At 70.3% G+C, this 13,789-nt stretch carries 16 protein-coding genes; 8 read left to right on the forward strand and 8 right to left on the reverse strand.

What is annotated here, in order from left to right; genetic code table 11:
* Positions 1-64: 64 nt before the first annotated feature.
* From rlmB to ACU6XJ_RS08860, 6 genes are all read right to left on the reverse strand, one after another.
* Positions 65-1,021 (reverse strand): 23S rRNA (guanosine(2251)-2'-O)-methyltransferase RlmB, encoded by a 957-nt coding sequence (gene rlmB / locus ACU6XJ_RS08835; protein WP_476308398.1) that lies wholly within the window; start codon positions 1,019-1,021, stop codon positions 65-67.
* Positions 1,021-2,421 (reverse strand): cysteine--tRNA ligase, encoded by a 1,401-nt coding sequence (gene cysS / locus ACU6XJ_RS08840; protein WP_476308400.1) that lies wholly within the window; start codon positions 2,419-2,421, stop codon positions 1,021-1,023. Before cysS ends, rlmB begins: the two co-directional genes overlap by 1 nt.
* A 91-nt stretch (positions 2,422-2,512) precedes the next feature.
* Positions 2,513-2,908: a TIGR03618 family F420-dependent PPOX class oxidoreductase gene (locus tag ACU6XJ_RS08845; RefSeq protein ID WP_476308402.1), complete on the reverse strand. Its 396-nt coding sequence runs from the start codon at positions 2,906-2,908 to the stop codon at positions 2,513-2,515.
* Positions 2,909-2,954: 46 nt separating this feature from the next.
* Positions 2,955-3,440: a 2-C-methyl-D-erythritol 2,4-cyclodiphosphate synthase gene (ispF, locus tag ACU6XJ_RS08850; RefSeq protein WP_476313873.1), complete on the reverse strand. Its 486-nt coding sequence runs from the start codon at positions 3,438-3,440 to the stop codon at positions 2,955-2,957.
* A 2-nt stretch (positions 3,441-3,442) separates the two neighbouring features.
* On the reverse strand, positions 3,443-4,135 hold the full coding sequence (gene ispD / locus ACU6XJ_RS08855; protein WP_476308404.1) for a 2-C-methyl-D-erythritol 4-phosphate cytidylyltransferase: 693 nt from the start codon (positions 4,133-4,135) through the stop codon (positions 3,443-3,445).
* A gap of 32 nt (positions 4,136-4,167) precedes the next feature.
* Positions 4,168-4,656 carry a CarD family transcriptional regulator gene (locus tag ACU6XJ_RS08860; protein ID WP_476308406.1) on the reverse strand — a complete coding sequence of 163 codons (489 nt, stop codon included), beginning with the start codon at positions 4,654-4,656 and terminating at the stop codon, positions 4,168-4,170.
* A 324-nt stretch (positions 4,657-4,980) separates the two neighbouring features.
* On the opposite strand from ACU6XJ_RS08860, the gene ACU6XJ_RS08865 reads away from it, so the two are divergent.
* The 3 genes from ACU6XJ_RS08865 (at position 4,981) to disA (ending at position 8,315) form a co-directional block, all read left to right on the forward strand.
* Positions 4,981-5,664, forward strand: a complete 684-nt coding sequence (locus ACU6XJ_RS08865) for a copper chaperone PCu(A)C domain-containing protein (RefSeq protein WP_476313875.1) — start codon at positions 4,981-4,983, stop codon at positions 5,662-5,664.
* A gap of 104 nt (positions 5,665-5,768) precedes the next feature.
* Positions 5,769-7,148 (forward strand): DNA repair protein RadA, encoded by a 1,380-nt coding sequence (gene radA / locus ACU6XJ_RS08870; protein ID WP_476308407.1) that lies wholly within the window; start codon positions 5,769-5,771, stop codon positions 7,146-7,148.
* Between the two features lie 84 nt (positions 7,149-7,232).
* Positions 7,233-8,315 (forward strand): DNA integrity scanning diadenylate cyclase DisA, encoded by a 1,083-nt coding sequence (disA, locus tag ACU6XJ_RS08875; protein WP_476308409.1) that lies wholly within the window; start codon positions 7,233-7,235, stop codon positions 8,313-8,315.
* Positions 8,316-8,397: 82 nt separating this feature from the next.
* Here disA and ACU6XJ_RS08880 read toward each other — a convergent pair whose 3' ends face one another.
* A complete protein-coding gene (locus tag ACU6XJ_RS08880; RefSeq protein WP_476308410.1) occupies positions 8,398-9,099 on the reverse strand; it encodes a hypothetical protein in 702 nt (233 codons plus the stop codon).
* A 199-nt stretch (positions 9,100-9,298) separates the two neighbouring features.
* Between ACU6XJ_RS08880 and ACU6XJ_RS08885 the strand changes: the two genes are divergently transcribed.
* From ACU6XJ_RS08885 to ACU6XJ_RS08905, 5 genes are all read left to right on the forward strand, one after another.
* Positions 9,299-9,823 carry a beta-class carbonic anhydrase gene (locus tag ACU6XJ_RS08885; RefSeq protein ID WP_476308412.1) on the forward strand — a complete coding sequence of 175 codons (525 nt, stop codon included), beginning with the start codon at positions 9,299-9,301 and terminating at the stop codon, positions 9,821-9,823.
* A 27-nt stretch (positions 9,824-9,850) separates the two neighbouring features.
* The gene (locus ACU6XJ_RS08890) at positions 9,851-10,726 is read left to right on the forward strand and encodes an HhH-GPD family protein (RefSeq protein WP_476308414.1); all 876 of its coding nucleotides are present in this window, start codon (positions 9,851-9,853) and stop codon (positions 10,724-10,726) included.
* Entirely contained in the window at positions 10,726-11,253 is a 528-nt protein-coding gene (locus ACU6XJ_RS08895; protein ID WP_476308416.1) for a 2'-5' RNA ligase family protein, read from the forward strand. Before ACU6XJ_RS08890 ends, ACU6XJ_RS08895 begins: the two co-directional genes overlap by 1 nt.
* 82 nt (positions 11,254-11,335) lie before the next feature.
* Positions 11,336-11,749, forward strand: coding sequence for a nuclear transport factor 2 family protein (locus ACU6XJ_RS08900; RefSeq protein ID WP_476308417.1), 414 nt, complete (start codon positions 11,336-11,338; stop codon positions 11,747-11,749).
* A gap of 9 nt (positions 11,750-11,758) precedes the next feature.
* Entirely contained in the window at positions 11,759-12,076 is a 318-nt protein-coding gene (locus ACU6XJ_RS08905; RefSeq protein ID WP_476308419.1) for an antibiotic biosynthesis monooxygenase family protein, read from the forward strand.
* Positions 12,077-12,557: 481 nt separating this feature from the next.
* On the opposite strand, the gene ACU6XJ_RS08910 is transcribed toward ACU6XJ_RS08905, so the two are convergent.
* Complete coding sequence (locus tag ACU6XJ_RS08910; RefSeq protein WP_476308421.1) at positions 12,558-13,757, reverse strand: cytochrome P450; 1,200 nt, start codon at positions 13,755-13,757, stop codon at positions 12,558-12,560.
* Positions 13,758-13,789: the final 32 nt, after the last annotated feature.

The raw sequence follows: 13,789 nt of genomic DNA on the forward strand, positions 1-13,789 counted from the left end.
CACCCCCGGAACATCACCGACGGCTGAGCCTAACGAACCCGTCACCCGTCTGGTGGAGGAACCGCTACAGACGTCCTGCCTTTCGGCGGGCGCGGGCGATCTCGGCGAGCACCACGCCCGCGGCGACCGAGGCGTTGAGCGACTCCACCCCGACGGCCATCGGGATGGACACCGTCAGATCGCAGGTGTCCCGCACCAGCCGCGAGATACCCCGACCCTCCGAGCCGACCACCAGCACCATGGGGCCGGTGGCGATCGGGATGTCGTCGGAGGTGGCGGTGCCGTCGGCGTCCAGGCCCGCGATCATCAGGCCCTGCTTGGCGTACTCCTTGAGCTGCCTGGTCAGGTTGGTGGCCTGCGCGATCGGCAGCTTGGCGGCGGTGCCCGCGCTGGTCCGCCAGGCCACCGCGGTCATACCCGCGCTGCGCCGCTGCGGCAGCACAACGCCATGCGCGCCGAAGGCGGCGGCGGAGCGCACCACGGCGCCCAGGTTGCGCGGGTCGGTCACGCCGTCCAGCGCGACCAGCAGCGGCGGCTCGTCCTTCTCCGCGGCATGCGCCAACAGGTCCTCGGGGTGCACGTACTGGAACGGCGGCACCTGGAGGCCGAGGCCCTGGTGCACGGCCTTGTTGGTCAGCCGGTCCAGTTCGCCGCGCGCCACCTCCAGCACGGAGATGCCGCGGTCGGCCGCCAGCCGGACCGCCTCGGCGACCCGCTCGTCGGCGTCGATGCCGATCGCCACGTACAGCGCGGTGGCGGGCACCTGCGCCCGCAGACACTCCACGATCGGGTTGCGGCCCGCGACCAGTTCGGGGGCGTCGCTGTCCTGCTTGCGGCGGGTCCTGACCACATCGGCCTTGGCCGCGCGGCGCTGGGCGGGGTGGCCGGGGCGCATCTCCGCCCGCGGCGTCGGGCCCTTGCCCTCCAGCCCCTTGGACTTCTGGCCGCCGGAGCCCATCACGGCGCCCTTCTTGGTGCCCGTCTTGCGCATCGCGCCGCGGCGCTGGGAATTGCCTGCCATCAGTGACCCTTCAGAGTCCACACTGGACCGTCAGGAGTGTCCTCGACGGCGATGCCCGCGGCCACCAGGCGGTCCCGCACCGCATCGGCCGCCGCGAAGTTCCGGTCCTTGCGCGCCTGCACCCGCTCGTCCAGTAGCTGTGCGACCAGCGCCGACAGCGCCTGCTGGGCGCCTTCGTCGGCTGCCGACCCCTCGGCCCAGGTCTCCGACAGCGGGTCGAGCCCGAGCACGTTCAGCATGGCCCGCACCGATGCCGCCGCCGACCGGGCGGCATCGCGGTCGCCGGCGTCCAGGGCCGTGTTGCCCTCGCGGACGGTGTTGTGCACGGCGGCCAGCGCACCGGGCGTGCCGAGGTCGTCGTCCATGGCGCGCACGAAGTCGGCGCACAGCACGGTGTTCGCGTCGGGGGACGGCGCACCGGCGCGCTCGGTGACCCGGCGCAGGAAGGTCTCGATGCGGCGGAACGCGGCGACCGCCTCGTCCAGCGCTGCCTCGGAGTACTCGATGGCGGAACGGTAGTGCGCGGCGACGAGGTAGTAGCGCAGTTCGACCGCGCGCACCCGCTCCAGCATGGCCGGGATGGACACGGTGTTGCCCAGCGACTTCGACATCTTCTCGCCGGACAGCGTGACCCAGGCGTTGTGCAGCCAGTACCGGGCGAACCGCTCACCCGCCGCCCTGGACTGGGCCTGCTCGTTCTCGTGGTGCGGGAAGATCAGGTCAAGCCCGCCGCCGTGGATGTCGAACTCCGCGCCGAGGTAGGTCGAGGCCATCGCCGAGCACTCGAGGTGCCAGCCGGGCCTGCCCGCGCCCCAGGGGGTCGGCCAGGACGGCTCGCCGGGCTTGGCGCACTTCCACAGCGTGAAGTCCTGCGGGTTCCGCTTGCCCGTCACGCCTGTCTCGCCCTGCTGCATGTCCTCCGGCCGCTGCCCGGACAGGGCGCCGTAGGAGGGAAAGCTGCGCACATCGAAGTAGACGCTGCCGTCGACGGCGTAGGCGTGGCCGCGCTCGATCAACCGCCCCATCAACTCGATCATCTGCGTGATGTGGCCGGTGGCCCGCGGCTCCACCGAAGGCGGCAGGCAGCCGAGCGCGTCGTAGGCGTCCGCGAAGGCGCGCTCGTGGATGGTCGCCCACTCCCACCACGGCTTGCCCGCCTCGGCGGACTTGGTGAGGATCTTGTCGTCGATGTCGGTGACGTTGCGGACCAGCGTGACCGCCAGGCCCTGGTGCGTCAGCCAGCGGCGGAGCACGTCGAAGTTGAGCCCGCTGCGCACGTGCCCGATGTGCGGCACGCCCTGCACCGTCGCACCACAGACATAGATCGACGCCGTACCAGCCTGAAGCGGATGGAACTCCCGCGTACTGCGGGTCGCCGTGTCATAGAGGTGCAAGCTCACGCCCCAAATCGTACGGGCAATCGCCTAGCAGAATTCGCCGACCGTTGCCATCACGCCGGATCAATGTCACCTCTGCGCGATTCGGCACGGATCAACCCACCCCGCGGACGGTCAGCGGGCGGACCCTGATCACGGTCCACCGGCCGTCCGGCGGCGCGTCGAAGCGGGTGCCCCAGTACTGCCGGGCCAGGTCCGTGAGCAGCTTGCCAGCATCGGCCTCGGCGTCCTCCTCGGCGCGGCCGCGGATCTCGGCGTACCGGTAGGGGTCGGCGGAGTCGAAGACGGTGATGCTGACCCTCGGCTCGGTGAGCAGGTTGCGCTGCTTGCGTCGGCCCTGCCGGGTCACGAACACCACATCGTCGCCATCGCGACAGATCCAGATCGGCGCGGAATGCGCACCGCCCGCGTGGTCGACGGTGGCCAACACGGCCACATGGGGCCCGTCGATGAGCTCTCGTGCCAGGTCGGACAGATCGGTGGCCGCCATGACAGACAGCCTAGGTCACCCGATCAGGTGAGGAATGCCCCCGTTTTCACGATTGGGCCGCGCCCATCGGGACCAACAGGGCGGTCGCGACGGCGGCGATGCCCTCGCCGCGGCCGGTGAGGCCGAGTCCGTCGGTGGTGGTGCCGGAGACCGAGACCGGGCCGCCGAGGGCCGAGGACATCGCCTGCTGGGCCTCGTCCCGGCGGGGGCCGATCTTGGGGCGGTTGCCGATCACCTGGACGGCGGCGTTGCCGAGCAACCAGCCCGCGGATTCGATCCGTCGTCGCACCTCGGTCAGCAACTGCACGCCGTGGGCGCCGGACCAGCGGGGGTCGCCGGTGCCGAAGACCGCGCCGAGATCGCCGAGGCCCGCCGCCGACAGGACCGCATCGCACAGCGCGTGTGCTGCGACGTCCCCGTCCGAGTGACCGGCGCAGCCGTCGACGCCGGGGAACAGCAGCCCGGCCATCCAGCACTCGCGGCCAGGCTCCACGGGGTGCACGTCGGTGCCGACACCGACCCTGGGCAGCACGGTCACCGGGTCTCCTCTGGGGTGACGAACAACGTTTCGGCGACCGCGAGGTCGAAGGGAGTGGTGATCTTCATGGCATGAGCATGCCCGGGCACGGTCACCACGGGTTCGCCGAGGCGCTCCACCAGACCGGCGTCATCGGTCGCCGCACCATTGGCGGCGTCGTGGGCGCGTCGCAGCAGATCGACGGTGAAGCCCTGGGGGGTTTGCACGACGCGCAGTTGGGAACGGTCCACAGTGTGTGCGACGACACCCGAGGAGTCGACCTGTTTGATGGTGTCGACCACCGGGAGGACCGGGACCACGGCGGCGGCGCCTGCGCGCAGCGCGGTGACAACGCCGGTGACGACCTCGGCCGGGGTGAAGGCCCGCGCGGCATCGTGGACCAGCGCGAATGCGGCGTCGGGCACCCTGTGCAGGGCAGCGTCCAGCGCCATGCGCACCGAGTCGGTGCGTTCGGCTCCGCCCGTGATGACGTGCACCGCCGGGCCGAAGCGTGCCAACAGCAGCCGCATGGCCTCCGCCTCCGCCGCGGGTGCCGCGACGACGACATGGGAGATGCAGCCAGCACTCAGCAGCCGTCGTACCGCGTGCACCACCAGGGGTACACCGGCTACGGCGACCAAAGCCTTGGGTATGCCTGCACCGAGACGTTCACCGCGCCCGGCTGCGGGCACGAGCGCGACAACACTCATTCGAGCGCCTCGGTGGCAGGCCTACGCCAAGATCAGGATGCGGTGGCCAGGACCTCGTCGAGGAGCGTTTCCGCCTTCTCCTCGTCGGTGCCCTCGGCCAATGCCAGTTCACTCACCAGGATCTGTCGCGCCTTGGCGAGCATGCGCTTCTCACCAGCGGACAGGCCGCGGTCTTTTTCCCGTCGCCAGAGATCGCGCACCACTTCGGCAACCTTGTTCACATCGCCGGAGGCGAGCTTCTCGAGGTTGGCCTTGTACCGCCGGGACCAGTTGGTTGGTTCCTCGGTGTGCGGAGCCCGGAGCACATCGAAGACCCGGTTGAGACCTTCCTGCCCGACCACATCCCGGACACCGACGATTTCGGCGTTGTCGGCGGGAACGCGAACGGTAAGGTCACCCTGCGCGACCTTGAGGACGAGGTACTTCTTTTCCTCGCCCTTGATCACACGAGTCTCGATTGCTTCGATGAGAGCGGCACCGTGGTGCGGGTAGACGACGGTCTCTCCGACCTTGAAAACCATGTGTCCTCTGCCCCTTTCGCTGGACCCATCCTAGCACGTGCGGCAAACGCACTTCGACCGGCTAACGATCCGTAATCGCAGGTCAACGCCTGCGTGAGGGTTGACAAGAGACACCTGGGCATGCATCGCGGCCTCGCACCGAAGACCTGGTACTCCACTGTAGACGGTAGCCGTAACGGTGCGCTGTGAGCTGCGTCGGGCCGAGCGGCCGGGGCGCGTACTCGCAAGTTAAGCTGCCGCGAGTTGTCATGCGGGTCCGTCACCCGCCCCGGAGCGGGGCAATCCTGGCGGACAGGGCAAGGAGGATGTCGCACCGTGAGCAGCATGGTGGTCACTTGGCGCCGAGCCGTCCTGCCGGTTCTGATGGGGCTGACGGTCGCCCTGACAGGCTGCGGCACGAGCCAGGTCTCCGGGACCGACACCCAGGTCGCGGCCGTCAACGGTGCCGCTGGTCAGGCGGGCACCATCGCGGTGCGCGAGGCCCAGCTGGCCTACCCGCCGTCGGGCAAGGCGTACTACTCGCCCGGCGAGGACGCGGTGCTGTTCGTGGCGCTGATCAACGAGGGTGATCTCCCCGACCAGCTGGCCTCGGTGACCAGCCCCGTCGCGGCGCAGGTCACCGTCGAGGGCACCAAGGACCTGCCCGGCCACACCTACGTCAGCACCGAGCGGGTCGAGCAGACCCGTCCCGGCGGGCACGGCGACACCAGCGCGGCGCACCCGACGCCGACCTCGCCGAGCCGTCCGCCCGCGGAGGGCTCCCGGCTGCCGGTGACCAGCGCCTCCCCGACCAGCGCGGCGGCGGGCGGTCCCGGCGAGGCCCGCTTCGGCGTCATCAAGATCGTGCTGAAGGGCCTCAAGCAGCAGGTACACGCGGGCCAGACGATCCCGGTCACGTTCCTGTTCAACAAGGGCGGCGAGCTGCTGCTGAACGTGCCGATCGAGGCGCCGCAGGCGCCGCGCACCGCGACCAGGCACGAGGAGAACAAGGCCGAGGGCGGCCACTGATCTCGAAGCCTCACAGGCGGCGCCGTCGGGAAACCGGCGGCGCCGTTTGTCATCCATGACGCGTGGCGCGCGCCGAATGTGTCGGTGCACGGCCATAGGGTGCGGTGGTGGCGAAGAACACCAGGAGCGGCTTTCACTGCACCGGCTGCGGGCACACCGTGGCCAAGTGGGTCGGCCGCTGCCCGGAATGCCAGGCCTGGGGCACCCTCGAGCAGTCGGCGGCACCCCAGCGCAGCGCGCTGACCAGAGTGGCCGCGGGCGCACCAGCGACACCCGCCCGCCCGATCGCACAGGTGGACCTGGAAAGCGCGCGGGCCAAGCCCACCGCGATCGGTGAGCTGGACCGGGTGCTCGGCGGCGGGCTGGTGCCCGGAGCGGTGGTGCTGCTGGCGGGCGAGCCGGGGGTCGGCAAGTCCACGCTGCTGCTGGCGGTGACGCACCGCTGGGCGGAGCGGGTGGACAACGCCCCCGCCCTCTACGTCACGGGTGAGGAGTCCGCCGGTCAGGTGCGGCTGCGTGCCGAGCGGACCGGGGCCGTGCACGACAACCTCTACCTCGCCGCCGAGAGCGACCTGTCCGCGGTGCTCGGGCACGTGGACGACGTGAAGCCGGGTCTACTGGTGGTCGACTCGGTGCAGACCATGGGCAATCCGGAGGCCGACGGCAGTCCCGGCGGCGTGACCCAGGTCAAGGCCGTCACCACGGCGCTGGTGGCGCTGGCCAAGGAGCGCGGGCTGCCGGTGATCCTGGTCGGCCACGTCACCAAGGACGGCAACGTGGCCGGGCCGCGGGTGCTGGAGCACCTGGTGGACGTGGTGTTGCAGTTCGAGGGCGACCGGCACTCCACGCTGCGGCTGGTGCGCGGTATCAAGAACCGCTTCGGCCCGGCCGACGAGGTGGGCTGCTTCGAGTTGTTCGACGGCGGCATCGCGGGCGTGGCGGACCCGTCGGGGCTGTTCCTCAACCGCCGGGAGCAGGCCGTGCCCGGCACCGCGGTGACCGTGGTGGTGGAGGGCAAGCGGCCGCTGCTCGCCGAGGTGCAGGCGCTGGTCGCGCCGACCAACCTGCCGCAACCGCGGCGCGCGGTGAGCGGACTGGACTCGGCGCGAGTCGCGATGATCCTGGCCGTGCTGGAGCGGCGGGGGCGGATCTCGCTGGCCAACGCCGATGTGTTCAGCGCGACCGTTGGCGGCATGAAGGTCACCGAGCCCGCCGCCGACCTCGCGCTGGCGCTGGCGGTTGCCTCGGCCAGGCTGGACATCGCGATCCCGGCCAACGTGGTCGCGGTCGGCGAGTTGGGGCTGGCGGGCGAGGTACGCCGGGTCAACGGCCTATCGCGGCGGCTGGCCGAGGCGGGACGGCTGGGCTTCGACATCGCGCTGGTGCCGCCGGACCCCGGTCCGATTCCCGCCGGTGTGAAGGCCATGCCGGTGCCGCATGTCGGCGTCGCGCTGAGCCTGCTCCGCGAACTCGGCAGCGGTTGAGGCCTGAACTGCGAAAACCTCTGGATCGGTTCGTAGACTGGGGCCGGAGACCCGCTCGTTGAACCGGAGGAGGCGGAAAGGTCGGTGGTCGGCGAACGCGCGCAGTCGGAACTGCTGCGGTCCACCCTGACGCGGCTGGCACCGGGCACGGCGCTGCGCGACGGCCTGGAGCGGATCCTGCGCGGTCGGACCGGTGGCCTGATCGTGCTCGGTCACGACGACGCGGTGGCCTCGGTCTGCGACGGCGGTTTCCGGCTGGACATCGAGTTCAGCGCCACCCGGGTCCGCGAGCTGTCCAAAATGGATGGCGCCGTGGTGCTGTCAACGGAGGCCGACCGCATTCTGCGGGCCAATGTGCAGCTCGTGCCCGATCCCACCATCCCCACCGAGGAGTCGGGCACCAGGCACCGCACCGCGGAGCGCACCGCGATCCAGACCGGCCACCCGGTCATCTCCGTCAGCGCCTCGATGAGCCTGATCAGCGTCTACGTCGACGGCAGGCGCCATGTGCTGCGCGACTCCGCGACGATCCTCTCGCACGCCAACCAGGCGCTGGCCACGCTGGAGCGCTACAAGGCGCGGCTGGACGAGGTCACCCACGCGCTGTCCGCGTTGGAGATCGAGGACTTCGTCACCCTCAAGGACGTGTTGTCGGTGGTGCAGCGGCTGGAGATGGTGCGGCGCATCTCCGAGGAGATCGCCTGGCACATCGTCGAGTTGGGCGCCGACGGCAGGCTGATCACCCTGCAGCTGGACGAGTTGGTTGGCAACCTCGACACCGACCGCGAGCTGCTGATCAGGGACTACCTCCCCGAACCTGCCGGTGCGCCGGGTGTGCGGGAGGTGGGTGATGGCCTGGACGAACTGGACGGCACCGCTCTGCTGGACCTCGCCGAACTGGCGGGCGTGTTCGGGTTGCCGGGCACGCCCGAATCGCTGGAGAACCAGCTTTCGCCGCGCGGCCACCGCCAGCTTGCGCGGGTGCCTCGCCTGCCGGAGCCGGTGCAGGCGGCGTTGGTGGAGCACTTCGGCTCGTTGCAGGCCCTGCTCGCGGCCACCGCCGACGACCTGCAGATCGTGGAGGGCATCGGTGACGCCAGGGCCCGGGTGGTCCGCGAGGGCCTGTCCCGCCTTGCGGAGTCCTCCATCGTGGAGCGCTACGGCTGACCTGCGGCTGATCAGCACGACCGGTCCGCCCGCCGATGTCGGGCGTCGCGGATCTCCCTGGATCAGGATCTATCCGCCGCGGCTAGGGCACCACGGCGAAGGGGGTGGCGGCGCCGGTGAGGGGGCCGAGTTTGGGCAGTACCACGTAGCTGCCCGGGGTCATCCTGGTGCGCGGGCCGGTGCAGCCGGGCTGCGAGCCGAGGCCGGACCAGGTCACCGACGAGCTGACCTGCTCACCGGGCTGGAGCAGGCGTTCCTCCGAGCGGCTGGGGTCGAAGCAGTCGTCGCTGGACCAGAAGCGCGTGCCGTCGGCGGTGGCGACCACCAGTTCCTGTTCGCCCGCGCTGACGTTGCGGAAACAGGGCACGGTTCCGGTGTTGGTGGTGATCAGCCGGAACACCGGCCGCTGCGCCACCCGGTACTGCGGGGCGCCGACCTCCGCGGTGAGCAGGATGATCGCGTCCGGACACGGTCCTGGCGGCCCCGGCGGCGGTGGCGGCGCGCTTGCCGACTCCGGGTTGGGCGGGGGTGCGCCGGGCAATGCGGTGCCGCTCGCCGTCGGCTCCGCAGAGGTGGTCGGCGCGTCGAAACCGCGGGACAGCAACGCGGCCGAACCCGTCCCATCGGGCTGTGCCGTATCCCGAACCTCCGGCTCGTCCTCGCCGCCCGCGATGGCGGCGACCAGCCAGATGGTGAGGACCAGCACAGCCACTCCGCCGCCCGCCGCGGCGGCGCGTCGACGCAGGTAGACCGACTCCGGGAGAGGTCCTACGGGATCGAACATGGATCAACGTTAATCCCCGATATGACCCAAATGGCCTAACGCCACGGCGACACGAACGGGTCATATCCGGGCGTGACTTGTCTCCAAGAGCCCTTGTCAGTGGCTCTCCAGCACGCTTACATCGTAGGTGGACAGGCTATGTACAGGGGACCCTTTCAGGACGCCGCGATGCGGCGGCCGTGACCATCTAGAAGAGGCCATGACCGCCATTGACGAACTGCTGCAGCGCAACGCGAATTCGGCGCTGCTGGGCACACCGACGATCAACACGCCGGTGCCGAGCCTGCACCTGACGATCGTGACCTGCATGGATGCTCGCATCAAGGTCTTCGACGTCTTCGGCCTCCGACACGGAGAGGCCCACATCCTGCGCAATGCGGGCGGCGTCGTCACCGACGACATCATCCGCTCGGTGGCGATCAGCCAGCGCAAGCTCAAAACCCGCGAGGTCATCGTCATGCAGCACACCCAGTGCGGCCTCGCGACGTTCACCGAGGACGAGTTCAAGGACGAACTGGAAAGCGACACCGGCCTGCGGCCCACCTGGTCGGTGGAGACCTTCCGCGATGTGGAGGCCAGTGTCCGCACCTCGGTGGCCAGGATCCGGCTCAGCCCGTTCCTGTTGCACAGCGACAAGATCCGCGGCTTCGTCTACGACGTGCGCAACGGTTCGCTGACCGAGGTGGACACCACGCCCGCTGAGTTACGCGGTCGCAGCGCCTGACGCGCGGCCTGCCACCATAGGCAGGCCATGACGACTGCGCTTGCTCCCGACGTCCTGCTGGACTGGTTCGACGCCAACGCCAGAGATCTGCCTTGGCGCAGACCGGAAACGACCGGCTGGGGTGTGCTGGTCAGCGAGATCATGCTCCAGCAGACCCCGGTGGCCAGGGTCGAGCCGATCTGGCTGGACTGGATGACCCGCTGGCCGCTGCCGTCCGCACTGGCGGCGGCCAGCCAGGCCGAAGTGCTCCGAGCCTGGGGCAAACTCGGCTACCCCCGCCGGGCGCTGCGGCTGCACGCCGCCGCGACGGCGATCGCGACCGAACACGGTGACGTCGTGCCCGCCGAGGTGGACGTGCTGTTGGCGCTGCCCGGCATCGGTGCCTACACCGCGCGGGCGGTGGCGGCCTTCGCCTACGGCCGTCGCTGCCCGGTGGTGGACACCAACGTGCGCCGGGTGGTGGCCCGCGCCGTGCACGGTGCGGGTGACGCCGGTCCGCCGTCGACGACCCGCGACCTGGCCGATGTCGAGGTGCTGTTGCCACGGTCGCGGGCCGACCGGTATTCGGCCGCGTTGATGGAACTGGGCGCGGTGGTGTGCACGGCACGGGCGCCCCGCTGCGCGGAGTGTCCGGTGCTGGCGGGCTGCGCATGGCACCGGGCGGGCCGTCCCGCCTACGCGGGCCCCGCCAAGGCGGTGCAGCGGTTCGCGGGCACCGACCGCCAGGTGCGGGGCCTGCTGCTGGACGTGCTGCGTGGCACCTCCGGCCCCGTGCCGCGGGCCGCGCTGGACGCGGTCTGGTCGGACGCGGGCCAGCGGGACCGCTGCCTGGACTCGCTGCTGGTGGACGGCCTGGTCGAGCAGACCGCCGACAACCGGTTCGCACTGCCGGGTGAGGCCTGATGGCCGAGGCGCTGGAATTCTTCTTCGACGCCGAGGCCGATGACGCGGTGCGCGCGCTGTGGCAGCGGTTGGAATCGCGTGGTGTGCCGAGCCTCGCCACGACCGGCCACCGGCGGCACCGGCCCCATGTGACCTTCGCGGTGGGCAGCGTGATCCCGAAGGCTTCCCGCGAGGCGTTGCGGGCCGAGTTGCGGCTGCTGCACCTGCCGAGCCTGTGGCTGCACCACCTCGGCGCGTTCAGCACCACCCAGAACGTGTTGATGATCGCGGCGGTGGTGGACACCGAACTGCTCGCCGTGCACTCCGCGGTGCACGATGCGCTGGCGGGCCGGGTGAAGCAGCCCTCGGCCTACTACCTGCCTGGGTCCTGGACCCCGCACTGCACGCTGGCCATGGGTGTTCAGACCGCGGAGCTTGGCGCCGGGTTCGCCGCCTGCCTGCCCTTCGAGCCGATCAGGGCCGCCGTCACCGAGGTCGGCGTGGTGGACACCAAGACCGGTGAGACCGACCCGATCTGGACGGCCTGACCGCGCGGACAGGTCGGGCGGGCCTGAACACGGTGGCCGATCGCCGCCGGCCTGGCCAGGCCCACGGCGGGAGACTCCGGTTGTGAACGATTTCGACGTGCTGACGGGGATGTACGCGGCGGAGGCTCGCTATCTCGCCGCGGGCGGACCCGGCCGGGCGAACTTCGCGACGCTCGCGCCGTACTTCTCCCCCGATGTCGTGCTGCACCAAGCCGATGGGCTGCCCTACGGCGGAACCTGGCGCGGGCATCAGGGCATGGAGCGCTTCTTCCTCGCGATGAGCCGGACCTGGGAGTCGTTCGAGTTGGTCGAGCAGCGGTTCCTGGCCACCGGAAGCCCGCTCGTGGTGTGGACCCTGGTCCGGGCTCGGACCAGGGCGGAAGGCACCGAGTTGGAGTTCCCGATCCTGCAGACGATCACCGTGACGGACGGGCGGATCTCCGAGGTGCATCCCTTCTACTGGGACACCGCCGCGATCGCGGCCGCGGGTACGTAGGCTGGTGGCATGGCAGTGGTGAAGATCAACGCGATCGAGGTCCCCGAGGGCGCGGGCCCGGAGCTGGAGAAGCGGTTCGCGGCTCGGGCCGAGGCGCTGAAGGACTCCCCCGGCTTCCTCGGCTTCGAACTGCTCCGGCCGGTGGCCGGGGAGAACCGGTACTTCGTCTACTCCCGGTGGGAGACCGAGGAGGACTTCAACGCCTGGCGGAACGGCCGTGCGCACGACGCACACGCGGGCGAGCGGAATGCCAACCGGGTGTCCACCGGGGCGAGCCTGCTGGAGTTCGAGGTGGTGCTCAGCACCTCTTCGGACGCCGCGAAGTAGCAGGCTCCCAGCGGAGTGCCGAACGCCGATCCAGCCGGCACCGCGCTGATCCGACCGGCTGTCTCCAGCCTCCCCGGACTACTAAACACCCGGCCCGGCTTGGGACTCCTTACCCCACGCTGACCCGACCGGGCTGCCGCCTTCCCGGATCACCGGACGTCGCCGCCCGCGCCGCGCGACTCTTCGCGCCCACCGCGTTGTCCTGGCTGGCCTCTCGCTGCCTCCACCGCTCTGGACACCACCCGAGCCGGCCATCGTGCTAACCCGACCGGGTTGTCTCCAGGCTGTCTCCAGGATCGCTGGACGTTGGCTGCCTAGCATCGAAACGTGTTGACGCTGAAGGACTTCGCGCTGGCTGCCCTGCACGGGGCCGCGGACGCGCACCCGCTCACTCCGATGGTGCGTGGCCTGGGGGCCGGAGACCCCGTGGATCTCCGGCCCGGACCCGATATCCCGGCTCAGCGCACCGAGTCAGACCCGCTCAGGCGGCCTTGACCTGGAGGGGCAGGCTCTTCGCGCTGGTGATGCCGAGCGAGTCGTAGTAGCGCACCGCCGAGTCGTCAACGACGATGTCGGCGTAGCGCTCCAGCAGCAGCGGCACCGCCACCTTCGCCTCCAGCCTGGCCAGCGGCGCTCCGATGCAGATATGGATGCCGTGACCGAAAGCGATCTGCTTGCCGGTGCGGTGGGGATCGAACCGGTCCGGCTCGGGGAAGTGCCGGTCGTCGCGGTTGGCCGCGGCCAGCCACAGCGTGACGATGTCCCCCTTCTTGATCGCCTGCCCGGCCAGTTCGGTGTCCTCCAGCGGAATCCTGGCCAGCCGCGGGAACGGGCTGCGGAGGCGCAGCACCTCCTCCACGGCAGCGGGCACCAGCGAGGGATCGGCCCGAAGCTCGGCCGCGGCCTCGGGGTTCTCCTGGAGGCACAGCACGGTGTTGCCCAGCATGGCCGTGGTGGTGATGTGGCCTGCGAGCAGCAGCAGCGCCGCGAAGCCCACCATCTCATCATCGGAGAGCCGCTCGCCGTCCGCCTCGACCGTGCACAGCCTGCTGATCAGGTCGTCCTGCGGATTGGCGCGCTTGAGCGCGATCTGCTCCAGCAGGTAATCGGCCATCTCGTGGAATACCGGCTCCATGGCGTCGATGGCCGCGGTGTCGGTGAGGTCCTCCGGCTGCTCGACGTCCAGCAGCGCGTCCGCCCACTCGCGGAACCTGTCGCGGTCCTCGATCGGGACGCCGATCATCTCGGCGATGACGATCACCGGCAGCGGATAGGCGAAGTCCGTCACCAGGTCGAACCGCTCGCGGCCCGCGAGGTCGTCCAGCAGTTCGGTGGCGATCTCCCGGATGCGCGGCTCCAGCCCGGCGATCATGCGCGGGGTGAACGCCTGGCCCACCAGCTTGCGCAGCTTGCGGTGCTCGGGGTCGTCCTTGTTGACGAAGTTGCCCTTGAAGAACCGGTCCCGGCCCGGCATGGGCGGGATGAACTCTTGGAAGTCCGACGAGTACACGGTGGGGTTGGTCAGCACCCGCATGATGTCGTCGTAACCGACGACATGCCAGCTCCGCGCCTTCTCGTCGTAGCTCAGCGGCTTGTCCTTCAGCTGCTCCAGCCAGGCGATGAGCGTGGCACCCCCGTCGGTCATCGACCGCGGCATGGACGTGGTGGTCGCTTCGGTCATGGAATCCCCCTCTGTTCAAGCCCCCCAGCTCA

The sequence above is a fragment of the Actinorectispora metalli genome (assembly GCF_056323685.1).